The 22615-nt window shown below is 62.0% G+C and carries 22 protein-coding genes and 1 pseudogene; 11 read left to right on the plus strand and 12 right to left on the minus strand.

What is annotated here, in order from left to right:
* The 10 genes from EOC06_RS08500 to EOC06_RS08545 form a co-directional block, all read left to right on the plus strand.
* A partial coding sequence (locus tag EOC06_RS08500; RefSeq protein ID WP_245469404.1) for a UbiA family prenyltransferase occupies nucleotides 1-1150 on the plus strand: 1150 nt, incomplete at its 5' end.
* Nucleotides 1151-1152: 2 nt separating this feature from the next.
* Nucleotides 1153-2505, plus strand: a complete 1353-nt coding sequence (locus tag EOC06_RS08505) for an FAD-binding oxidoreductase (protein WP_128307502.1) — start codon at nucleotides 1153-1155, stop codon at nucleotides 2503-2505.
* 124 nt (nucleotides 2506-2629) lie between these two features.
* On the plus strand, nucleotides 2630-3079 hold the full coding sequence (locus EOC06_RS08510) for an EamA family transporter (RefSeq protein WP_127330325.1): 450 nt from the start codon (nucleotides 2630-2632) through the stop codon (nucleotides 3077-3079).
* A complete protein-coding gene (locus EOC06_RS08515) occupies nucleotides 3076-4083 on the plus strand; it encodes an NAD(P)-dependent oxidoreductase (protein ID WP_128307503.1) in 1008 nt (335 codons plus the stop codon). The genes EOC06_RS08510 and EOC06_RS08515 overlap by 4 nt, the downstream gene beginning before the upstream one ends.
* 104 nt (nucleotides 4084-4187) lie before the next feature.
* Nucleotides 4188-5618, plus strand: a complete 1431-nt coding sequence (locus EOC06_RS08520) for an aspartate aminotransferase family protein (protein ID WP_236383382.1) — start codon at nucleotides 4188-4190, stop codon at nucleotides 5616-5618.
* A gap of 19 nt (nucleotides 5619-5637) precedes the next feature.
* Nucleotides 5638-6870 (plus strand): glycosyltransferase 87 family protein, encoded by a 1233-nt coding sequence (locus EOC06_RS08525; RefSeq protein ID WP_128307504.1) that lies wholly within the window; start codon nucleotides 5638-5640, stop codon nucleotides 6868-6870.
* Entirely contained in the window at nucleotides 6867-7625 is a 759-nt protein-coding gene (locus EOC06_RS08530; protein ID WP_128307505.1) for an FkbM family methyltransferase, read from the plus strand. The genes EOC06_RS08525 and EOC06_RS08530 overlap by 4 nt, the downstream gene beginning before the upstream one ends.
* A 159-nt stretch (nucleotides 7626-7784) precedes the next feature.
* Complete coding sequence (locus EOC06_RS08535; RefSeq protein WP_128307506.1) at nucleotides 7785-10346, plus strand: FAD-dependent oxidoreductase; 2562 nt, start codon at nucleotides 7785-7787, stop codon at nucleotides 10344-10346.
* A 93-nt stretch (nucleotides 10347-10439) separates the two neighbouring features.
* Nucleotides 10440-11288 (plus strand): DUF1194 domain-containing protein, encoded by an 849-nt coding sequence (locus EOC06_RS08540; RefSeq protein WP_128307507.1) that lies wholly within the window; start codon nucleotides 10440-10442, stop codon nucleotides 11286-11288.
* A 167-nt stretch (nucleotides 11289-11455) separates the two neighbouring features.
* Nucleotides 11456-11683, plus strand: a complete 228-nt coding sequence (locus EOC06_RS08545) for a hypothetical protein (protein ID WP_245469406.1) — start codon at nucleotides 11456-11458, stop codon at nucleotides 11681-11683.
* Between the two features lie 152 nt (nucleotides 11684-11835).
* Here EOC06_RS08545 and EOC06_RS08550 read toward each other — a convergent pair whose 3' ends face one another.
* From EOC06_RS08550 to EOC06_RS08575, 5 genes are all read right to left on the minus strand, one after another.
* Nucleotides 11836-12327 (minus strand): GNAT family N-acetyltransferase, encoded by a 492-nt coding sequence (locus EOC06_RS08550; protein ID WP_127317913.1) that lies wholly within the window; start codon nucleotides 12325-12327, stop codon nucleotides 11836-11838.
* Nucleotides 12324-12614 (minus strand): DUF1778 domain-containing protein, encoded by a 291-nt coding sequence (locus EOC06_RS08555; RefSeq protein WP_127317915.1) that lies wholly within the window; start codon nucleotides 12612-12614, stop codon nucleotides 12324-12326. Before EOC06_RS08555 ends, EOC06_RS08550 begins: the two co-directional genes overlap by 4 nt.
* Before the next feature lie 72 nt (nucleotides 12615-12686).
* Nucleotides 12687-13625 carry a GlxA family transcriptional regulator gene (locus EOC06_RS08560; RefSeq protein ID WP_348625597.1) on the minus strand — a complete coding sequence of 313 codons (939 nt, stop codon included), beginning with the start codon at nucleotides 13623-13625 and terminating at the stop codon, nucleotides 12687-12689.
* Nucleotides 13626-13970: 345 nt separating this feature from the next.
* Entirely contained in the window at nucleotides 13971-14105 is a 135-nt protein-coding gene (locus tag EOC06_RS44785; RefSeq protein ID WP_013531161.1) for a hypothetical protein, read from the minus strand.
* A gap of 339 nt (nucleotides 14106-14444) precedes the next feature.
* Nucleotides 14445-14630, minus strand: coding sequence for a hypothetical protein (locus tag EOC06_RS08575; RefSeq protein ID WP_032930657.1), 186 nt, complete (start codon nucleotides 14628-14630; stop codon nucleotides 14445-14447).
* Between the two features lie 218 nt (nucleotides 14631-14848).
* Between EOC06_RS08575 and EOC06_RS08580 the strand changes: the two genes are divergently transcribed.
* Nucleotides 14849-15748, plus strand: coding sequence for a LysR substrate-binding domain-containing protein (locus EOC06_RS08580; RefSeq protein WP_127411553.1), 900 nt, complete (start codon nucleotides 14849-14851; stop codon nucleotides 15746-15748).
* 27 nt (nucleotides 15749-15775) lie between these two features.
* Here the strand turns inward: EOC06_RS08580 and EOC06_RS08585 are convergent, their stop codons facing one another.
* The 7 genes and pseudogenes from EOC06_RS08585 to EOC06_RS08615 form a co-directional block, all read right to left on the minus strand.
* Complete coding sequence (locus EOC06_RS08585) at nucleotides 15776-16723, minus strand: alpha/beta hydrolase (RefSeq protein WP_128307510.1); 948 nt, start codon at nucleotides 16721-16723, stop codon at nucleotides 15776-15778.
* Between the two features lie 232 nt (nucleotides 16724-16955).
* On the minus strand, nucleotides 16956-17141 hold the full coding sequence (locus EOC06_RS08590; RefSeq protein WP_127271300.1) for a hypothetical protein: 186 nt from the start codon (nucleotides 17139-17141) through the stop codon (nucleotides 16956-16958).
* A gap of 188 nt (nucleotides 17142-17329) precedes the next feature.
* Nucleotides 17330-19480: an ASKHA domain-containing protein gene (locus EOC06_RS08595; RefSeq protein WP_128307508.1), complete on the minus strand. Its 2151-nt coding sequence runs from the start codon at nucleotides 19478-19480 to the stop codon at nucleotides 17330-17332.
* Nucleotides 19431-20405: a methyltetrahydrofolate cobalamin methyltransferase gene (locus EOC06_RS08600; RefSeq protein WP_127271735.1), complete on the minus strand. Its 975-nt coding sequence runs from the start codon at nucleotides 20403-20405 to the stop codon at nucleotides 19431-19433. Before EOC06_RS08600 ends, EOC06_RS08595 begins: the two co-directional genes overlap by 50 nt.
* A gap of 81 nt (nucleotides 20406-20486) precedes the next feature.
* Nucleotides 20487-21579: pseudogene (locus EOC06_RS08605) on the minus strand (methylenetetrahydrofolate reductase).
* A complete protein-coding gene (locus EOC06_RS08610; protein ID WP_128307509.1) occupies nucleotides 21576-22202 on the minus strand; it encodes a methylenetetrahydrofolate reductase C-terminal domain-containing protein in 627 nt (208 codons plus the stop codon). The pseudogene EOC06_RS08605 and the gene EOC06_RS08610 overlap by 4 nt, the downstream one beginning before the upstream one ends.
* Nucleotides 22195-22497: a virulence factor gene (locus tag EOC06_RS08615; RefSeq protein ID WP_127258521.1), complete on the minus strand. Its 303-nt coding sequence runs from the start codon at nucleotides 22495-22497 to the stop codon at nucleotides 22195-22197. Before EOC06_RS08615 ends, EOC06_RS08610 begins: the two co-directional genes overlap by 8 nt.
* Nucleotides 22498-22615: the final 118 nt, after the last annotated feature.

The following is a 22615-nucleotide window of genomic DNA, read 5'->3' on the forward strand; positions in this document are numbered from 1 at the left end:
TACGCCGCGCAAGTTCGCCGACGCCATCGCGGCCCATCTCGGCATTTTCGACCAGGTGCTGGCCACCGATGGTCTCGCCAATCTCACCTCGGGCAGGAAGCGCGCTTCGCTGATCGCAGCCTATGGCGATGGCGGTTTCGACTATGCCGGCAACAGCCGTCACGATCTCCAGGTCTTCGATGCAGCGCGCAACGCGATCGTCGTCGCGCCCGACCGCCATGCCGCGCGCTGGCAGGCAGCGCATGGCGCCGAGACGATGCCGGCGCCGAAGCCGACTTTGCGGACCATCGTCAAGATGCTGCGTGTCCATCAGTGGCTGAAGAATTCGCTGATCGCAGTGCCGATGGTGCTCTCGCATGAATATTTCAACACCGACATGATCTGGCAATGCCTGCTGGCATTCGTCTCGTTCAGTGCGGTGGCATCGGCCATCTATATCCTCAACGATTTCTTCGACCTCGCGCTCGATCGCAAACACCTCACCAAGCGCAACAGGCCGTTCGCCAGCGGTGCGCTGTCGATCCCGTTCGGACTTGGCGCAATCGCGGTGCTTCTGGCGATCGGCATCGGCACCGGGCTGTTCCTGTCGCCCGAATTCATGGCTGTGCTCGGCGGCTATATGGTCGTCACGACGGCCTATTCGCTGTCGTTCAAGCGCATGCTGCTGGTCGATGTGCTGACACTCGCCGGCCTCTACACGATCCGCGTCCTGGCCGGTGCGGCGGCGACCGGCGTCGACGTCTCGTTCTGGCTGCTGGCCTTCTCTATCTTCTTCTTCCTGTCGCTGGCGCTGGTGAAGCGCTTCGTCGAACTGCGCACCACCGCCATTCCGCCTGGCGAGCGCATTGCCGGCCGCGGCTATCGCACCGAAGACCAGGAGATCGTCGCCCAGGCCGGAATGGCCTCGGCCTTCTCCTCGGCGCTGGTGCTGGCGCTCTACATGGACAGTGTCGCGGTGCGCGAGCTTTATCCGCATCCGTGGCTGATCTGGCCGCTGGCACCGATCGTGCTTTATCTCACCATGCGCGTCTGGATCCTGGCGCGCCGCAACGAGATGCATGACGATCCGGTCGTCTTCATCATCCGCGACTGGCGCAGCCAGATCGTTGTGCTGATCGGTGCAGTGATGCTGGTCATCGGGGGCTGGTAGGCATGGCCACTGAGCGGTTCCCGAGCTTTGGCCTTGCTACGCCGCCGGCGCCGCGCGCCATCGGTGCCGACGAGGCTATCTCGCTGCTGAAGGGCGGTCAGGCCAAGCCAGCGTCACTGCTTGCCTATGGCAATGGCCGCTCCTACGGCGATTCCTGCCAGAACGCGGCCGGCGCGGTCGTCGACATGCGCTCGCTGAACCGGATTCGTGCCTTCAACGCCGAAACCGGTGTTCTCGAGGCGGATGCCGGCGTGCTGTTGTCCGACATCATCGCCCACGCTGCCCCACACGGCTTCTTCCCGGCGGTTGTGCCCGGCACCCAATTCGTCACGCTGGGTGGCGCCATCGCAAACGACGTGCATGGCAAGAACCATCATCGGCGCGGGACATTCGGCTGCCATGTCGAGAGCTTCACGCTGCTCAGGTCCGACGGAAAGACCCACCGCTGCTCGGCATCGGACAATGCGCGGCTGTTTGCGGCAACGATCGGCGGCATGGGGCTGACCGGCCTCATCCTGTCGGCCTCGATCCGGCTGATGCGGGTGCATTCGCTCGACATCGTCGAAAAGGCGACCCCGTTTCGCGATCTCTGCGAATTCTTCGGCCTGGCCGAGGCGGCCGATCAGGCCAATGAATATGCGGTCGCCTGGATCGACCAATTGGCCGGCGGCCGCAACAGCGGTCGCGGCCTGCTGTTGTCGGGCAATCACGCCGAGCACGGCTCGCATGCCGCCTCGCGCGTCGGCGGCAATTTCTCGGTGCCGGTCCAGCCGCCGTTCAATGTGCTCAACCGGCCGTTCCTGACCGCCTTCAGCGCTGCCTACAGGTGGAGGAAGAGCCGGGCAACCGTGCCGCGCCAGGCCGGATATCAGGGCTTCTTCTTCCCGCTCGACGGCGTGCGCGACTGGAACCGGCTTTATGGGCCGAAAGGGCTTTTCCAGCACCAGAGCGTGGTGCCGGAAGAGACGGCGCGCGAGGCCGTGCCGGCATTGCTGGCGGCTGCAAGGCAAGCCGGGCAGGGCTCGTTCCTCACGGTGCTGAAACGCTTTGGCTCCATCCGCTCGCCGGCGCTGCTGTCGTTTCCGCGTTCCGGCTACACGCTGACACTGGATTTCCCCAACAGGGGTGCCGCGACACTGACATTGCTGCGGGAACTCGACCGCATCACGGTCGAGGCCGGCGGCGCGGTCAATCCATATAAGGACGCCCGCATGGCCGCCGAGATATTCGCCTCGTCCTTTCCCGAATGGCAGCGGCTGGAAGCGCTCCGCGACCACGCCTTCATGTCTGACTTCTGGGCGCGCACCGCGAAGAGGTTAGATGCGCGACGAGGCTCGGTCGAGGCGGCCGAATAGATAAAACTCGAATAACTACTGGTTAATTGATGCTTAATAACGCGATTTACTCAAAATATCGTTGGGACTTCACCAAATGTTTGCGGGTTTGTAGTAGGAAGCGCGAAGGGGTGGCTTGGAACACATGAAATACATCGTCTTCATTCTCTTTACAGTCATGACTAATGCCGCCGCGCAGCTGATGCTGAAGCAAGGCATGATGTCGCTCGGGCCGATCTCGTTCGAGGGCGTCAATCCGCTCGTCAAGTTGCTGCAGATCGTTTTCAGCCCCTGGGTGTTCCTTGGCCTGTGTACCTTCGTCATCTCGATGGCATCGCATCTCTATGTGCTGTCCAAGGTCGAGCTCTCCTTCGCCTATCCGTTCCTCAGCCTCGCCTATGTTGCCGTCGCCATCTTCGCTTATTTCGTCTTCCGCGAGGACCTCAATGGCTGGCGCATCGCCGGCATCGCCTTCATCTGCGTCGGCACGGTGCTGATCGCCCAAAGTGGCCGAGATTTGGGTGGTCGAGGGCATGAGGACCAGACCGCTTCCATCACGCCCGACAAGATTCACGCAAACGAGATCGTTCGATGAGACATGTGATTTTCGGCGGCGACGGTTTCGTCGGCCGCCATCTCGCCCCGAAACTTGTGGCCGATGGTGAAGAGGTCGTCGTCGCCGATATCGTCAAGAGCGACCTGCCGCATTACCGCACTGTCCGCTTTATCCAGTGCGACGTCACTGATCCGGCATCGGTCGCGGCGGTTGGGCTGAAGGCCGACGACATGGTCTATAATCTGTCGGCCAAGATGCTGTCGCCGATCCAGGTGCGCGCCAAGCGGCACGATTTCTTTTTCCCGGTGAATTTCCACGGCACCGAGCACATCATGCAGGCCATGGACGGAGCCGGTGCGTCAAAACTCGTCCACTACACGACCGACATGATCTACGGCCACACTGTCACGCAGCCGATGACCGAGGAGCACCCGGTGGCGCCGCTGGGCGAATATGGCTGGTCGAAGCAAAAGACAGAGGAGTTGGCGGCCGAATGGCGCAAGCGCGGCATGTCGATCTCGCTGTTTCGCCCGCGCCTGATCATCGGCCCCGGCCGGCTCGGCATTCTGGAGAAACTGTTCAAGCTGATCGACTGGAACCTTCCCGTGCCGATGATCGGTTCGGGCAGGAATCCTTATCAGTTCATCTCGGTGTTCGACTGCGCCGAGGCCGCGCGCGCGGCCTGGAAGGCCGGTGTGCCTAATGAGGCCTATAATCTGGGTTCGCTCAACCCGCCGCCGGTCAAGAAATTGCTCGGCGATTTGATCCGGCATGCCGGCTCGAAATCGATCCTGATCCCGACACCGGGCTGGGCGGTCAAGCGCACGCTGGACCTGCTCGACCTCTTGAACATGCCGATCATGGACCCGGAACAGTATCTGATCGCCGACGAGGACTGCGTGCTCGACGTGTCCAAGGCCGGGCGTCAGCTCGGCTGGGTGCCGCAATATCGCGACGAGGACATGCTGATCGCCGCCTACAGCGAGTACCGCGCCAAGAAAGCCGGTCACGCCGTCGCCACCAAACATGTGCCCGCCGAATAGCGGCTCGCAAAACAGCTTTCGTTGCGCTCGATCCTGGTCGTGCGTGCAGACAGGAGATTGAAATGACCGTCATGGCCAAGCCCGAACAGACCAATTTGCGCACCATGGTCAGCGCGCCGTCGCTGTCGCCCGCCACCATCGCCAAGCCCGATTTGATCAGCGTCGAGCAGGCCAAGGCGATGGACGTTGCCCGCATGACCGACCTGTTCAAGGCGCATCTCAACCCCGGCCAGCTGCACTTCATGAAGCTGCTCGGCTTCCACAAGATCAAGATCGAGCGTGCCGAAGGCATGTTCTACATCGACCAGAACGGCCGCAAGATCCTCGACTTCTTCGGCGGCTTCGGTTCACTGGCCTTCGGCCACAATCATCCGCGCATTCTGGAAGCACGCAAGAAATTCCAGGAGGAGAAGCGCCAGGAAATCGCCATCGCCTTCATGTCGCAATATGCGGCAGCGCTTGCGCACAACATCGCCAAATGCTCGCCCGGCGATCTCGACATGGTATTTTTGGGCTCGTCCGGTTCGGAAGCGATGGAAGCGGCGGTGAAGCTCGCCGAGCGCGCGGCCGGTCCGAAGCGGCCGAAGATCGTCTATGCCGAGAATTCCTTCCACGGCAAGACCAAAGGCGTGCTGGGCATCACCGACGGGCAGCTTTACCGCGCGGACTTCAAGGTGGCCGAAAACACGGTCCGCATCCCGTTTGCCGACATCGAGGCGGTCGAGCGCCTGTTCCGCTCCGATCCGGAGGTCGGGGTCATCGTGCTTGAAACCATCCAGGGCGGTGGCGGCATCATTCAGGCGCCGGCCGAATATTGGCAGAAGCTGCGCGCACTGTGCGACCAGTATGGCGTGTTGTGGGTCGCCGACGAAGTGCAGTGCGGCTATGGCCGGTCAGGCCGCTTCTATGCTTTCGAGCATTACGGCGTCATTCCCGATGTGACGGCGCTGGCCAAATCGCTTGGCGCCGGCAAGGCCGCGGTCGGCGCGATGATCGCGCGGCGCGAGGTTTATATGAAGGCCTATGGCACGCCGAAAACGGCGATGATCCATGCCATGGCGACCTTCGGCGGCATGGGCGAGGCCTGCGTCACCTCGATCGAGGGGCTCAACGTGCTCTACGACGAGGGGCTGATCGACAATGCCGCCGTCACCGGCGACTATTTGCTGCAGCGCCTGCAGGCGCTCAGGGAAAAGTACCCGAAGATCATCAAGGAGGTGCGCGGCAAGGGTTTTATGATCGGCCTGGAGTTCCACGACTTCTCGCAGACCTTGCCGATGGTGCTGCGGCCGATCGTCAGCGTGCTCGACGACAAGCTGAAGGGTTCGCTGTCGGGCTTCATCGGGGCGCTGCTGCTGCGCGACTACGATGTGTTAGTCGCCTTCACCGAATACAACCGCAACGTCATCCGGCTCGAGCCGCCGCTGATCTGCCAGCGCGAGCATGTCGACCGCTTCGTCGATGCCTTCGACAGCCTGCTGTCGCGCGGCATCGTGGGAATCGTGAAGGATTTCGTCAAAAGCCAGGTCCGTTAAGCGCTCGCTGGATACAACGATGCTGACCAAGTCGCCCGCTCCACAAAACCCAGTCGACCGGCTCACCGAGCCCGTTCTGACGTGGGGCGAGGGGACTTATGCGCGGCTGGCAGCACCGATCGGCGCGGCGGCTTTCGCGCTTTACATTCTTTTTACAGCGTTCACCGCCTGGGTGATGCCCGACGCCAACTGGGACATGCTGCCCTATCTCGCTATAGCGGAGGAAGGCACCTATCCCGATGCACAGGCGCTGCACGATTATGCGTATAGCACTGTCAAAGCGGGCGTTTCCGCGGGCGATTACAAGGCGCTGACCGACGATGGCGGCGGCTTCCGCAGCCACATGACCGAAAATGCCGCCGACTTCCATTCGCTACTCGGCATGTACCGGATCAAGTTCCTCTACGCCGAGATCCTGTCGACGATGAGCGCGGTGATGTCGCCCGTCGAGGCGATGCGCCTGGTGTCAGTGTTCTCCGTGCTGCTATTCGGCGTGATCGCGCTGCTGTGGCTGCGCTCGGAAAAGGCATTGGCTTTGGCGCCAGCGGTCGGCGCGGTGCTGATCATGGCCGATTTCGGCGATGCGGCGCGCGCCTCGACGCCGGATCTGCTCACGTCGGCGCTGTTGCTGGGCGGGCTTTATGCCTATGTCCGCGGCTACGAGGCGGCAACGGCGCTCCTGCTTTTCCTCGCCTTCATGGTGCGCCCGGACAATATTGTTTTCCTTGCTGTTTTTGCTGTGCTGCTGGTTGCGTTCCGGCAGAAGGCGTGGGGCGCGCTGGCCGGCTTCGCCGCTTCCTTCGTCGCCTATTTCGCCATTTCGCACTGGGCTCATCATCCAGGCTGGTGGCCGCATTTGTGGTTCTCCAGCATTGAGCAGCATTACAATATGGACGGGTTCGAACCGCCATTCTCGGTCACCGCCTATCTCAGGGCATTTGCCGCCTCGCTGCTGCGCGCCGTCAGCCTGAACAGCTGGGTCGGCGTGTCGGTGCTGGCACTGGCCGGCTGGTTTGCCGCCGCCCGCGCCGGCTTCCGCCTCGACCGCCGCGCCGGCATCCTGTTTGCGGCACTGGTGCTCGGCGCGCTGGCGAAGTTCACCGTCTTTCCGATCCACGACACGCGCATCTATTTCCCGCATCTGATCCCGCCATTCCTGCTGCTGGCGACGCCGTTCATGGCGCTGTGGGCAGCCGCGGCTCGTGGCCAGAATCGCGCGCCCTTGCCAATCATTCCTGGAGACAAGCCATGAGTTCGCTATCCAGCCTGGCGCGCGTTGCCCTGTCGCTTGGTCTTCCCAAGGGCGTTCTCGATCGCGGGCCGTCGCTGCGCGGCACGAAGTTCCTGGCCAGGGCGGCGCTGAAGGCGCGATTTGGTGGGGCAGGGCGACCGTTCCAGATGGTCAATGTCGGTGCCTGCGACGGTGCGCTGTTCGACGATGTGACGCCGTGGCTGCACCGCATAGCTGGCGCACGCGCGATGCTGGTCGAGCCGATCCCGTACAATCAGAAACGACTGCGCGCCAATTACCCCGACACCAGCCGGTTCATCATCGAGCCGGTGGCGGTGACGAAGACAAAGGGCACGATCACCGTCCACACTTTCGATGCCGCCGCGCTCGAGGCCGGCGCGCTGCCGATCGAGTTCATCGGCTGCTCGTCGGTCACCGACACCAATCTGATGTCGGGCAAGAATGCCTGGGGCGAGGCCGACACCAACTTCAACAAGTTCGCGCCGCATCTCAGGGACATCGAGGTGCCATCCGAGACCTTGCAGACGCTGCTCGACCGCAATGGCATCACCCATATCGACGCCTTTCTCGTCGATTGCGAGGGCGCCGATTGGATCGTCTTCGAACAGCTTGACCTCAAGCGCTACCGTCCCGGCATGATCAAGGTCGAGGTCGGCGCGCTGCCCGCGGCCGAGATCGGCCAGGTGGTGGTCAAGCTGAAGACAGCAGGTTATCAGGTCGGCTTCCAGGCCGAAGACGTCTGGGCGTTTGCTTGAGTTAGCGTCCACCTCGAAAAGCGAACCGTCCAAGGCGCCCGACAGGAAGCATTCTGCCGTCTGGTCGCTCGGCTTTTTGCCAATGTCGCAAACAGGCTTCAATCGTGCTGCTGCTCCGCCTTATAGTCCGCGCGCTTTATCACTTTGGAGTCGCGGGCAATGGCAGAGTTTCCGAAAAAGGCGAAGGTCGTCATCGTCGGCCTGGGCGGTATCGTCGGCGCATCGATCGCCCATCACCTGATCGAACGCGGCTGGGATGACATTGTCGGCATCGACAAATCGGGCATCCCGACCGACATCGGCTCGACGGCGCACGCCTCCGACTTCTGCTACACGACCAGCCACGATTTCCTGTCGTGCTGGACGACGCTCTACTCCATCGATTTCTACGAGAAGATGGGCCACTACGCCCGCATCGGCGGCCTTGAGGTCGCGCGCGTCGGCGATGACAGCCGCATGGAAGAGATCAAGCGCAAGATCGCCTCCGCAAAGGCGTTTGGCACGCGCGCCCGTCTGATCGAACCGGCCGAGATCAAGGAGAAATTTCCACTCATCGAAGAAGCGATTGTCCAGGGTGGCCTTTGGGATCCCGATGCCGGTCTGGTCATCCCGCGCTCGCAGACGGTCGCCGGCAAGCTGGTCGATCAGGCGGAAGCGTCCGGCAAGCTCAAATCCTTCGCCAACACGTCGGCTCGGTCGCTTGTCGTCAAGGACGGCCGCATATCAGGCGTGGTGACGGACCGCGGCACCATTGAGGCCGACTATGTCATCGTCTGCGCCGGGATCTGGGGCCGGCTGATCGCGGAAATGGTCGGCGAGGACCTGCCGGTCATGCCGATCGACCATCCGCTGACCTTCTTCGGCCCCTACAACGAGTTCGCCGGCACGGGCAAGGAGATCGGCTGGCCGCTGCTGCGCGACCAGGGCAACTCGGCCTATATGCGCGACACCGGCGATCCAAAGACCGCCGAGGGCGGGCAGATCGAGTGGGGTTACTACGAAGAGACCAATCCGCGCCTTTGCCATCCGCGCGACCTGCTGGAGAAGGACCAGGCGCGGCTTTCGCCCTCACAGCGCGACCTCGACATGGAGCAGATCCTGGCACCGCTCGAACGCGCCATGGAACTGACGCCGATCCTCGGCGAACTCGGCTATAACGAGAGCCATTCCTTCAACGGGCTTCTCCAGGTGACGGCTGATGGCGGCCCGTCCATGGGCGAAAGCCAGAAGGTGCGGGGCCTTTGGTATGCCGTCGCCATCTGGGTCAAGGACGGTCCCGGCATGGGCAAGCTGATCGCCGACTGGATGACCGACGGCCGCACCGCGATCGATCACCATGCCATCGACTATGCACGGTTCTATCCGCACCAGACCAAGGAGCAATTCATCTGGGATCGCTGCACCGAGACCGCGATGAAGGTCTACAATCCGGCGGTGCATCCGCGCGAGCCGTTCTCCAAGGCCCGCAATATCAGGCGCTCGCCGTTCTGGGAGCGCGAGAAGGAACTTGGCGGTTATTTCATGGAGCTCGGCGGCTGGGAGCGCGCCCACGGCTATGCCGCCAACGAGCATCTCCTGGAAAAATACGGCAACCGCGTGCCGGTGCGCGAGAACGAGTGGGACAACCGCCATTTCTGGCGCGTCTCCAATGCCGAGCATCTCGCCATGAGCGAGGATTGCGGCATCGTCAACCTGTCGCATTTCGCCATGTACGACATCGAAGGTCCCGACCATGTCGCGCTGCTGGAATGGCTGTGCGCGGCCAAGATCGGCGGCGACAACAACATCGGCAAGGGCATCTACACCCACTTCCTCGACGAGGAAGGCATGGTGCGCGCCGACTTTACCGTCATCCGCATGGCCGACCGCTGTCGTTTGATCGACGGCGCGGACGCCGGTCCGCGCGACTTCCAGTACATGCGCCGCACAGCACAGGACAAAGGTTTCGACGTCACTATCACCGACGTGACCGAGAAATACGTCACTATCGGCATCTGGGGGCCGAACGCCCGGGCGACCTTGCAGAAGGTGGTCGAAAATCCGGACGGGCTCTCTGTTGAGAACTTCCCATTCGCGGCAATCAAGCCGGTCCGGATCGGCGGCAAGGATGTCACCGCTTTCCGCATCTCCTATGTCGGCGAGCAGGGCTGGGAGCTGCACATGCGCTACGAGGACGGCCTGGCCGTCTGGGACGCCTTGCGCTCGACCGGCGTGATGCCCTTCGGCGTTGAGACCTATGCCAACACGCGCCGCATGGAAAAGAGCCTGCGGCTGCAGAACGCCGACCTTTTGACCGAGTACAATCTGCTCGAAGCCGATCTTGCGCGTCCGAAGGTCAAGGAGAACGATTTCTGCGGCAAGGCCAAGCATGTCGAATATCGCGCCCGCGAGCACCAGCCGGCCATGCTGTGCACGCTGGTGATGACCGAGAATGTCGATGCGAAGGGCGTGGCCCGCTATCCGGTCGGCACGATGCCGGTGATGGACCCGAAGACCGGCGAAACGCTGGTCGACGAACTCGGCCGCCGGTCCTTCACCACCTCGATGGCGTACGGGCCGACCGTCGGCAAGAATATCGGTCTTGCCTATTTGCCGTGGGCGTACGCCCAGGAAGGCCGCAAGCTCACGATCGAGTATTTCGGCGAGACCTATCAAGTCGAAGTCGCCGCCGTCGGCTACAAGCCGCTCTACGATCCGGAGAATTTGAAGCCGCGCAGCTGATTGCTGGCAGGCGCAAGGGCATAAAGGCAAAAGCCTGGCCATCGGCCGGGCTTTTCTCTTTTTAAGCCGGCGGTTTTCGCTTACCCTTGCGGAATGTCTGCTTTTGCCTGTGCTAGACATATGCTTTCGGGCTGTGCCGCGTTCGCGCTGACGCTTTGGTTGGCGCCGGCGTCCCTTGCTGACGAGCCCGTCGATGTCGAGCTGGTGCTGGCCGTCGATGTCTCGCTGTCGATGTCACCGGACGAACTCGAGATCCAGCGTCATGGCTACGCAGCGGCGCTGACGCACGACAATGTGCTGCAAGCCATTGCCGATGGGGCTTATGGCAAGATCGCCGTTACCTATGTCGAATGGGCCGGCACCACCTGGCAGCGCGTCATCGTGCCGTGGACGGTGATCGCCAGCCGCACCGACGCCGAGCGCGTGGTCGCGCAGTTGTCGGCGCAGCCGCCCAATAGCGCGCGGCGCACCTCGATCTCCGGAGCGCTGGAGTTCGGCAACGACCTGTTCGCCGAAAGCGGCTACCGGGGCACGAAGCGGGTCATCGACATTTCGGGCGACGGCCCCAACAACCAGGGTGCGCCGGTCAATCTGACCCGCGACGGGCTGATCAAGCAAGGCATCGTCATCAATGGCCTGCCGCTGATGACGCGAGGCGGTTTTTCCGGCGCCTACGACGTCAGCAATCTCGATCGCTACTACAGCGACTGCGTCATTGGTGGTCCCGGAGCCTTCATGATCCCGGTCAATGACTGGACGCAGTTTCCCGAAGCCATTCGCCGCAAGCTGGTGCTGGAACTCGCCGGTCCGGCCTCGCCGCAATGGGCGGCGGAAGAAGCCGCGCATCCGCCGGTGATATTGGCGCAGGAGAGGTCCACCACCGACTGTCTGGTCGGTGAGAAAATGTGGCGAAACCGCAGTTGGATGTTCGACAGCCGCTAAAGCTCTTCTCCGTTGAGCGTGATCTTTGGCCGAACCGGGTCCCATTCTTGCCCCGCTGCCTACCTGTTCGGGCTTACGCTCCAGGCTTGCCTCCGCTACCGAAGCAGTGGCAAACTGGGCGGGCCGCGTGATCCAGCCAGGAGCGCGGCCGAACCGAGGAAACACCGATGAGACGTCTTGCCATCCTGACCGCAGTCGCGTCTGTGCTTTATGCCGACGTCGCCAGCGCCCAATACAACCAGGCTGCCTGCATCATGTTCGAGAACGGGAATTTTCGCGGGCGGTCCATCGGCATGGGTGCCGAGGATTCCGTAAATTTTCGTGGCGGCCAGTTTTGGAATGACCGTGTGTCGTCGGTGATCGTTCGCCCGCGGCTGCACGCTGGTGGCCTATGAGGATTCTCGGATGGGCGGCCGCTCGATCGAGATCACGCGCAGGATCCGCAATTTGGGCGGCAGTGACTGGAACGACCGTATCTCCTCGGCGGAATGCACCTGCGACGACTACTGAGGTTCAGGCGGCGGAGCGCAGACCGATTACGTGTGCCTCAAAGGTTCCGTAAATCCTTTACAAGCACATAGAGGTGTAGCGGGTCGGTTGGGGATTGAATGAAACCATAACGCTCGTAAAAGGCGCGGGCATTGTGATCCTTGGCATGTACGGTCACCGCGCGGATGCCTGCAATGTCAGCCGCCTGCAGGCTGCGCAGGATGGCATCGCGCAGCATTCCGCCGCCAACGCCTTTGCCCTGCCAGTTCAGGCTGACCGCGAGACGCGCCAGCAGCATTATCGGAACCGGATGGCGCGCAAGGCCTTTCGTCAACCGCTCGGGCGCACCATCATAGGCGACTTCACCAACCACGAGCGTATAGAAGCCGACCACATCTTCGCCGGAGAGACCAATATAGGTTTGCGAAGCATTTGCTTGCTGGTTTTGAAGTGCGTACCTGGCGAGAAACCTATTGAGCGGCAGTTCGCCGCAATCGAACACATCCACCAGATGCGTGCGAGCCAGTTTCTCGATACGAAACCGGCTCACGCTGGATCGCGGCCGGAAAAGATGCTCGGTTCACTCAGCAGGCGCTTCAGGCGCGGAAGATCTCGCGTGGGGGCATCCAGCGCCGCGATGAACGCAGCCCATTTTTCTGCGTCGAGGGAGAAGCTGTGTCGGTCCGCCAGTGTTTCCTCGGCGCGCCCAAGTGCACTTTCAAGGACAAAATCACTCAGCGAACGGCGTTCAACGGCGGCTGCGGTCGCGAGCGTCCGCTTTGCTTCGACGGTAAGACGCAAGTCCAGTTTTTCGGATCGAGTCGTTCTCGTGGTCATGTGACACCTTTCGACATAAGGATATCACATTTTGCCAGACAATGTCATGACAATTCTCTAAGGGATATCGGATCAGGCCGCCAGCAGCTGCTTGCGGTCTACGCGCTCCTGCTGCGGCGAGCGGGCGTAGAGTTCTCGGTAGCATTTGGAGAAATGCGAGGCCGAGACGAAGCCGCAGGCGACCGCCACCTCGACCACCGGCATCGACGACTGGATCAGCAGATGTCGGGCGCGGTCGAGCCGGATTTCGAGATAGTAGCGGGCAGGGGAGCGCCCCATCTCGGTGCGGAACAGCCGTTCGATCTGGCGGCGCGACAGGTCGACATGGTCGGCGATCTCGATCAGTGACAGCGGCTCCGACAGATTGCCCTCCATCAGTTCGATGATGGTCAGCACTTTCGAGTTCTGGACGCCGAGGCGGGCGCGTAGTGGCAGGCGCTGGCGGTCCGTGGGGCTGCGCACGCGGTCGGTCAGCACTTGCTCGCAGACGCGGTTGACGAGGTTCTCGTCAAAGTCGTCGCCGATCAGCTTCAGCATCATGTCGAGTGCGGCGGTGCCACCGGCGCAGGTGTAGATGTTCTGGTCGATCTCGAAGAGGTCGGCAAAGACATTGGCCTTCGGGAACGCTTCGGAAAAGCCCGGCAGGTTCTCCCAGTGGATGGCGCAGCGCTTGTTGGACAGCAGGCCGGCGGCGGCGAGGATATGCGCGCCGGTGCACAGGCCGCCGACGGCGACGCCGCGATTGTATTCCTCGCGCAGCCAGGCGAAAGCGGACTTGTTCTGGTAGCGCTCGACATTGATGCCGCTGCAGACGATGGCCATGTTCGGCCGGTCGGGACCTGCCATCTTCTTGCGTTCATCCTCGAGCGACGTGTTGACCGCGCATTCGACCCCGTTCGAGGCGCGCACCGGCTTGCCGTCGATGCTGGCGAGGCGCCAGCGATAAGCCTCGTAGCCGAGCATGCGATTGGCCGAACGCAACGGGTCGAGCGCGGTCGCAAAAGCGATCATGGTGAAATCGGGAATAAGGAAGAATACAAACGATCGCTTGATCGGATGCTTTACGGCGTTCAAGGGAACCTCACACAGCCATGGCGCGAACAGGATGTCGCGAATAGCATAGCGACATCAGGAAAAACCATGTCTGTCAATCGGCTACGCCGCTACGACGAGATTAAATTTGCGACATGGGTCGCAAACGGGCAATCGGCGTGCAGCGAGCCCTGGAAGTGGCACGAACTGTTCAAGGGACGGGCAACGTACTGCCTGCGCGCAAAACAAAAACGCCGCCTTGGCTGGAGCCAGGCGGCGTTACAGTTTTAAAGCAGCGGCAGGGATGCGCTGCGCCTAAAATCTTCAGGCGACGAAGCCGAGGCGCGCCGCATTCATGGCGCCGGTCTGGCCGGGCATAGTGTTGGCGAGACGCTGACGCTCGAGAGCGGTGGTCAGGTTCATTTCGCGGCGGGCAAAGAGGCGTGCAAAAAGCTTCATAATCATCTCCATTTGTTGCTCAGACGGGTCGCCTTCGCTTGATGGAGTGGGGCAGCTCGTTTGCTGGCGCCGATATAGGCTTGTGTAAGCAGAAACTAAATCGCAAAAGCGAAGCGCTTGATATGAAATGCGACATCGGTTGCGACAGATTTGGGCAAGGTGCCCAAAATTTGCGGTTATTTACAAGGCATTAATTGGAAACAGGAGCTGCTATGCGGCTTTCTCATATGCGTCATGCGCTGGAAACATGGCTCTAAAAATTCATTTGAGTGCAAATAAAATAGAGGAGGCCTGCCGGGCGGTTTGCGCGGCAGGCCTTCAGCACATGGCACACACGATCTACTTTGCTCCAGCCCAGGATCCGACGCCGTTGCGAGTACCGGTCTTGGTATCGGAAGCTTCAGGCCAGCCGATGTCCTTCTGCAGTTCGATCGGCAGGGAGCGGATAGCGCGTTCAGTCTGGTAGCGGGCGCGCGCCGCGCTGAATTCGGTCGCGATGCGACCAAGGGACGACAGGATAGACATCTCTTTCTCCTTTAGGTTGGCTAGTGCCAGACAGCGAGTTGGCTACTGCGGGTTTGTTTCAACGTCATTTCGTGTCGAATGCAGGTCTGTGTCGAGGTCGTTTCATGGCTGCTTGTGGCAGCTACTGCTTCGATGGAGTTGACTATCCTCCCAATCTCATGTTCAATCAAACGAAATGGAATGATGTTTTGTATCAGAAAAATTGAAGGTCGGTTGCCATGAACGCCCCGCTCAATCATCCGCTGCCGCTGCTCGATCTCGATGTTTTGCGCACGTTCGTGGCGATTGCCGAGACCGGCAGCTTCACCACCGCCGCCAATGCCGTGTTCCGCACGCCGTCAGCCGTTTCCATGCAGATCAAGAAGCTCGAGGACATTCTCGGCCGCTCCGTGTTCGCGCGCGACGCTCGCTCGGTGTCGCTGACGACGGACGGCGAGATGCTGCTCGGCTATGCCCGCAGGCTGCTGTCGATCAATCGCGAGGTGGTGTCGAAGTTCATCATTCCGGAGATTGTCGGTGTGGTGCGGCTTGGTTCGCCGGACGATTACGGTGAGCGCGTGCTGCCGCATGTGCTGAAGCGTTTCGCGCAGTCGCATCCGTCGATCGCCGTCGACGTCACCATAGACCAGAGCAGCAATCTGCGCCGGCGCATGGACGACCGGGCGCTCGACATCACGCTGTTGACCAATTCCTACAAGACCAGCGCGCTCGGCGCCGAGGTGCTGCTCACCGAGCCGATCGTCTGGGCCGGTGCCAAGGGCGGCTCAGCGCATCTGCGCGAGCCCTTGCCGGTGTCGCTTTGGGAAGAGGGCTGCGCCTGGCGTGCCGGCGCGCTCGATGCGCTTGGCCGCGAAGGCCGCAATTACCGCATCGCCTATATGAGCGCGCACACGGCCGGCCAGCGCGCCGCGATCATGTCCGATCTCGCCGTGGCGCCATTGCCGAAGTCGTTCCTCGGCAATGACATGGTCGAACTCTGCCCGAAGGACGGCATGCCCGACATCGGGACCTACAATCTGGCGATGGTGGTGGCGCCGGATGCCAGTGCCCCGGTCAAGGCCGTTGCCGACCACATCCGCGCGACTTTCGAAGTCTTCCGGGAAACCGGCAAGTTCTGACCGGCTGGTAAGGACGATAGTATAAAGCTACTCCGCCGCTTCGGCGGGGCGCTGTTCAGGCCTTACTCTCGTATCGTGCACGATCCGGCTCTCCCCGAGAAAGGCGACGATGCGCTCGCGGGCGCGCCGGGCTTCCGGCATGTCAATCAGCGGCCAGACGTGGAACATGCCTTCCTCATAGACAAGATCGATTTCAACGCCGGCTGCGCGGGCTTTTTCGGCGAAGATCAGATTGTCGGGAGTCAAAAGATCGCGCGAGCCGGTCAAAAGCAGCGTTTTTGGCAGCACGGACAAATCTCCATAGACCGGGCTGATGTGCCAGTCGCTGGGATCGATGCCGGCACTGTACAGGCGAATCGCCTCCCGTCCGCCAGCTATGCCCAGCCAAGGGTCGTTGCGTTCCGCCTCGAACACTGCGGGGTTGGTGAGCGACACGTCGAGACCCGGCGAAATGAGCACATGCCGCGACGGCAGGGGCAGTCCTTCTTCGGCGACCATCATGGTCAGCACCACAGCCATATTGCCGCCGGCGGAATCGCCCATGAAGACGATGTCTTCGGCTTCCGTCTCGGCGAGCATCTGCCGGTAGACATCGCCAACCATTCCGAACATGGCATGGAAATCGTGTTCGGGAGCGATTGGATAGATCGGCACCGTGATCCCGTAGCCCAGCCGATCCGCCATCTCGGCGATCAGGTGCCAATGATAGGGTGTGATTTCAAAGACATAGGCACCGCCGTGCAAGTAGAGAATCCGCTTCTGCTCGCCGGTCCTGGGTGCGATTTCGTAGACGGGGAAGCCATCGACCGTATGCATCTCGATGTCGAGACGCTGATGCAACGAGGCGGGCGGGCGGTGGTTCTCGGTCTTGCGCGCGGCCGCGATCCAGCGCTGCAAATTTTCCGGACTGGCAAATGCCTGCTTGCGGCTGTGCCGCAGGACGAAAGACACGACATGGCTTTTCAAACTTGGCATGCGAATACACGAACTTCGGCAAAGCCGACTAAGAGAACCCCCACTATCTTCGAAGATCGTGCCGTGGCCGAAAATGTCAAGATTTGCGCCGTATCTACACGGTGGTGTGATCCGCGCCGCGGTGCTCAGCGACGTGGTAGAAGTGCGGCACGCAGCCGGTTGCTGGTGGTCGCCGGGGACATGCGAGATCCCCGACGCATGCCGAGCAATTTGCATTTGTCGGCGAAGGTCATCAGCGCGCGGCGCTCCAGATCGTGTTGATAAGTGCGGCCTTTTCGCTGGATCGCGGCGATACCGGCCAGCCGATATCCTTCTGGATTTCGGGCGGCAGGCTGTTCAACAGGCGTCGCGCCTTGCTGCGGTCGTGAGCATTCTTGATGGCCGTGCCATAGCGGCCGAGGTTTTCGAGCATTGACATCGTTGTCTCCTCTGGAGCGTTGCGGCGGCTGGAAAGATATCTCCAGCCTGCCATTCGATGCCGGTTGAATGCGCCTGCCATGTATCTGGCGAATTTCACGAAAACAGCTTTTTGGTTTCCGGATCAGGCGATCCGGAAACATTTGCATGCAAATGAGTTTGGAAAGGCCGTGACCTGGGCGCGGCCGCTTATTCCCGTCCACGCCTGGCGGCGTGGCCTTCGCGCGAACGCCGTCGCGGAGCGGCGTCGCCGGCAACGCCGTCCTCGCTGACCGTCTTGCGCGGCGGCAGTTTCACCGCTGCCGACAGCTTCGGGAACGGATCGACCTTGTTGGGCAGCGCCATGGCGTAGACGAAATGCTCCTGGAATTTCGGTTCCAGGGCCGTCTCGATCTTCTCGATCTTGCTGACCGTGTCCTCGATCTCGCGGCGGTAGCCGCGATTGAGCAGCGCCATGCGCGCGCCGGCACCGGCGGCGTTGCCGACGGCCGAGACCTTGTCGAGGTCGCAATCCGGGATCAGCCCGAGCACCATGGCGTATTTCGGATCGATGAAGGAGCCGAAGGCGCCGGCGAAATGGATGCGGTCGACATGCTCGGTGTTCTGCTTTTCCATCAACAGCTTGGTGCCGGCATAAAGCGCTGCCTTGGCAAGCTGAATGGCGCGCACATCGGTCTGGGTGATGGTGATCTTCGGCCCATCTTCCGTCAATGCGGCAGAGCCTTCCTTCAGCACGTAGGAGAAGGTGCGGCCGTTGGCGGTGACGCGCGGCGAACGGGCCGAAAGCCCGCCGTCGATGACGCCGTCCTCGGAAATGATGCCGGCGAGATACATCTCCGCCACCACTTCGATGATGCCGGAACCGCAGATGCCGGTGACGCCGGTTGCCTGGACGCTTTCCAGGAAGCCCGGCTCGTCGGACCACAGCTCAGAGCCGATGACGCGGTATTTTGGTTCCAGTGTATCGGGATCGATGCGCACACGCTCGATGGCGCCCGGTGCTGCGCGCTGGCCGCCGGAGATTTCGGCACCCTCGAAGGCAGGGCCTGTGGGCGAGGAGGCCGCAACCACACGCTGGCGATTGCCGAGTACGATCTCGGCATTGGTACCGACATCGACGATCAGCATCATCTCGTCCTGGCGATGCGGGCCTTCCGACAGCGTCACCGCCGCCGCGTCCGCTCCGACATGGCCGGCGATGCAAGGCAGCATGTAGAGCCTGGCGCCCTGGTTGAGCTTCAGGCCGATGTCGGATGCCTTGATGTGCACAGCGCCCGAAACGGCCAGCGCAAAGGGCGCGCCGCCAAGCTCGGTCGGATCGATGCCGAGGAACAGATGGTGCATGATCGGATTGCCGACGAAGACGCTGTCCAGGATGTCGTTGCGCTGGACATTGCCTTCGGCGCAGACCTTGTCGACCAGCCCGGAGATTGCCTCACGCACGGCGACCGTCATGCCTTCGCGGCCGTCAGGATTCATCATCACATAGGAGACGCGGCTCATCAGATCCTCGCCGAAGCGGATCTGCGGGTTCGAGGTGCCGGAGGAGGCGGCGACGCGGCCCGACAGCAGCGACACCAGATGCATGGCGATGGTGGTCGAGCCGATGTCGCAGGCGAGACCGTAGGCCTCGTTCTTGAGGCCGGGCCAAAGTGCTACGACGCGCGCGGTCTCCGAATCGGCATCCTTGTAGATGGCGGCGGTCGCGGTCCAGTTGCCCTTGCGCAGGATACCTTGCACCTGCGGCAGCAGATAAAAATCGAAATCAAGGCTTTTTAGGCCCCAATCGTGCATCAGCGCGATCTTCAGCCGGTCGAGATCGCCAAGCGGCTTGTGCATGTCGGGTTCTTCGATCTCGACATAGCACATGCGGATCGCTGAATCGCGGGCGATCACCCTGGTGTCGGCATCCTTGCGGATGGTCTGCGCGTTGATGACCGTGTCCTGCGGCACGTCGATGACGAGGTCGCCGAGAATCTGCGCCGAGCAGGAGAGGCGGCGTCGTTCGGGCAGGCCACGGACGCGCTCATAGCGCTCTTCCTTGGCGCCCTTGGGCGTGATGTGGTCGTTGGAGGAGGTGATCTTGTGCTTGGCGAAATTGCCTTCCTGCACTTCGATCTGGCAGCGCCCGCAGGTGGCGCGTCCGCCGCAGACGCTTTCGACATAGACGCCGAGCTGGCGCGCGGCGTCTAGCACGGGCGTGCCGACAGGAAAACGCCCGCGCTTGCCGGACGGCATGAACAGCACGAGCGGGTCGGTGATGTTGGCAGGTGAGTTCACGATTGCGCGCTTATCCTCGGCCCATCCGGGCTTCACGGCCGCCACGGCGGCGGCCGCCATTGCCGGCGCCGTCGCCCGGCGCATTGACTTGCGTCGGGGCGGCAACGGCCTGGCCGCCTTCGGCGGGCTTGTAATCCTTGTAGGTGCGGATCCAGTTTGTGCAGTTCTCGTCGGTGCCGTTCAGCACATTGGCGCCGCGTACGGCTTCCATTTCCTGCGGACGCACCGGGTTCATGATCGCTGATGTCATACCGGCGCCGATCACCATCGGGATGAAGGCAGCGTTGATGCCATGGCGATGCGGCAGGCCGAACGAGATGTTGGACAGGCCACAGGTGGTGTTGACCTTGAGCTCTTCACGCAGGCGGCGCAGCAGCGCGAAGACCTGGCGGCCGGCATCGCCCAGCGCGCCAATCGGCATCACCAGCGGGTCGACGACGACGTCATGCGCCGGAATGCCGAAATCGGCGCAGCGCTCGACGATCTTCTTGGCGACGGCGAAACGCACATCCGGATCCATTGAAATGCCGGTCTCGTCGTTGGAAATGGCGACGACGGGCACGTTGTACTTCTTGACCAGCGGCAGGATGGCTTCGAGCTTTTCTTCCTCACCGGTGACGGAGTTGACCAGCGGACGGCCCTTGGCAACCTTGAGTGCGGCTTCGATCGCGGCGGTGACGGAACTGTCGATCGACAGCGGCAGGTCGACCAGCCCTTGCACGATCTCCAGCGTCTGCACCAAAAGGCCGGGTTCGGTCTCGTTCGGGTTGACAGATGTAACGCCTGCGTTGACGTCGAGCATGGTGGCGCCGCAGGCTGCCTGCTCCAATGCGTCCCGGATGACGGTGTCGAAATTGCCCGCGATCATCTCGGCGGCCAGCTTCTTGCGGCCGGTCGGGTTGATGCGTTCACCGATCACGCAGAACGGCTGGTCGAAGCCGATGATGATTTCTCGTGTCGCCGAAGCGACGATGGTACGGGTCATGAATTCTCTCCGCCGTGATATAAAGATTTCTTTATATCGTTGTCTGGTTTCGTTCAAGCGAATGGGTGGCCGTCCGCGCTGTCAATGCGCGGTCTTCACCATGTCCACCTGCGTTTCGGTAATGTCGTCGTGCAAGATGCTGTCGAGCCGGTCGGCGACAAGCTGATCGTCGCGGCGGATCTCACGTTTCCATGGCTGGCGGCCCTTCAGCACGCCCGATTCATCGACGATCTCGGGCGACATATTCCTCCTGCCGGTAGGCCATCACATGGACGCCGGAAACGCCTGATATTTCCTTCACCTCGTTGATGATGTCGATGCAGAGCTGCTTGCCTTCCTTTTTCTGGTCCTGGGCGCCTTCCAGCCGCTTGATGACAGAATCGGGAATATGGATGCCCGGCACGTTGGAGCGGATCCACTTGGCCGTCTTGGCCGAGGCGAGCGGGCCGACGCCAACCAGGATGAAGCATTTTTCGGTGTAGCCGAGGTCGCGCACCTTCTGCATGTAGGTGCGGAACATCGGCACGTCGAAGCAATACTGGCTCTGTACGAATTGCGCGCCGGAGGCGATCTTCTTGCCCAGCCGGTGCGGACGGAAGTCGATCGGCGGCGCGAACGGATTGATCGCAGCTCCGAGGAAAAGCTGCGGCGGCGTCGTCAGCTTGCGGCCGGACAGGAACTTGCCATTGTCGCGCATGATGCGGCAGGTTTCCAGGAGCGACATGCAGTCGAGGTCGAACACCGGCTTGGCCCCGGGCTGGTCGCCGGCCTGCACGCCGTCGCCGGTGAGGCACAGCATGTTGGCGACGCCCATCGCGGCACCACCCAGCACGTCGCCCTGGATGGCGATGCGGTTCTTGTCGCGGCAGGCGATCTGCATGATCGGCGCATAGCCCATGCGGGTCAAAAGCGCACAGATCCCGACCGAGGACATGTGGCAATTGGCGCCCGAAGCGTCGACGGCGTTGATGGCGTCGACCCAGCCGTCGAAAATCTTCGCGCGGTTGTAGACGTCCTCGGGATCGGCGCTGTCGGGTGGGTTGAGCTCCGTCGTCACCGCGAACTCGCCGCGCCGAAGCACGCGCTCCAGCCGGCCGCGCGAGGTGTGGCCGGGCAGGGGTTCGAGCGGCAGATCGATGCCGGCGGGGTTCTCGTCGCGCTGACGTCCGATCATGCCGACGCCCCGGTGTTTGCCGCCCCATTCTTGGCGGCAGCGGCGGCTTCGCGCGCGGTGGCCGCCTGCGCGGTCACCCGCAGCCAGGCCGAGGTTTCGCGCAGCGACTGGTCGACCGGCTTCTGCACGGTCAGGATCCTGTCGCTGTGCACCATGTTCTGCGAGCCTTCCCAGGCCTTGACCCAGACGCAAGGCATGTCAGGCTCGACCTCGCAATTGCCGTTGGCGCGCACGCCGCCGCAGGGGCCGTTGCGCAGCTGCTTGGGGCAGTTCATCGGGCACGACATGCCGGTCGAGGACAAGATGCACTGGCCGCACATGCGGCAGTCGAACATGAAACCCTTGACGCGCTTCTCGACGAATTTGATCGGCCCTTCGACGCGGCCGTAGCCTATGCCCTTCCACAGGGGATGGAGGAGCAGGAACATGTCGGCGAATTTGGCGTAGAACCATTCGAGTAATCGCGAGTGCCGCACAGACCATAATCTGACTGCGAAGGAACGCTGTACGCGCCGCTGCGGCGACACGTCGGCCGGTTTGTAGTCGGATTTCGGCGCCGCCTTCTTGACCAGAGTTGCCTGGGTAACAGCCGGCCCCTCCTTGGCAGGAATGGTGTCAGACATTTTCTTTGCCGCCCGCCTTGACCAGAGCGACCAGCCGCTCTCGGTCGTATTTCGTGTCGATGTCCTGAAAAGCCTTCTCGACCTCGGCTTCGAGGTCGTCGCCGACCGGAATGGGATCGGCTTTGCGCCATTCGGCCAGATAGTCGTCTGTGCCGCCGGCGCCGGTGCGCATGGCGCACATGTCGATCGCCTCGGTGAAGCGCAGCGGCAGTTCGCGCTTGGCGTTCTGCCGGCCTTTCTTGACGATGATCTGGGCGGGGATATCGCGCCAGTAGACGACGATCAGATCGGCCATGAATTCTCACTCCTCGAACTATCGAGCATTGCCGCAAGCGCAGTGGGGCCGCTTGTTATGGGACGACGCGCGCGCATTCAAAAGCGACGCATTTCGATGTCGTAAAATGAAAGGTGAG

This window comes from Mesorhizobium sp. M7A.F.Ca.MR.362.00.0.0 (assembly GCF_004023175.1).
In the GTDB taxonomy this organism is placed as follows: domain Bacteria; phylum Pseudomonadota; class Alphaproteobacteria; order Rhizobiales; family Rhizobiaceae; genus Mesorhizobium.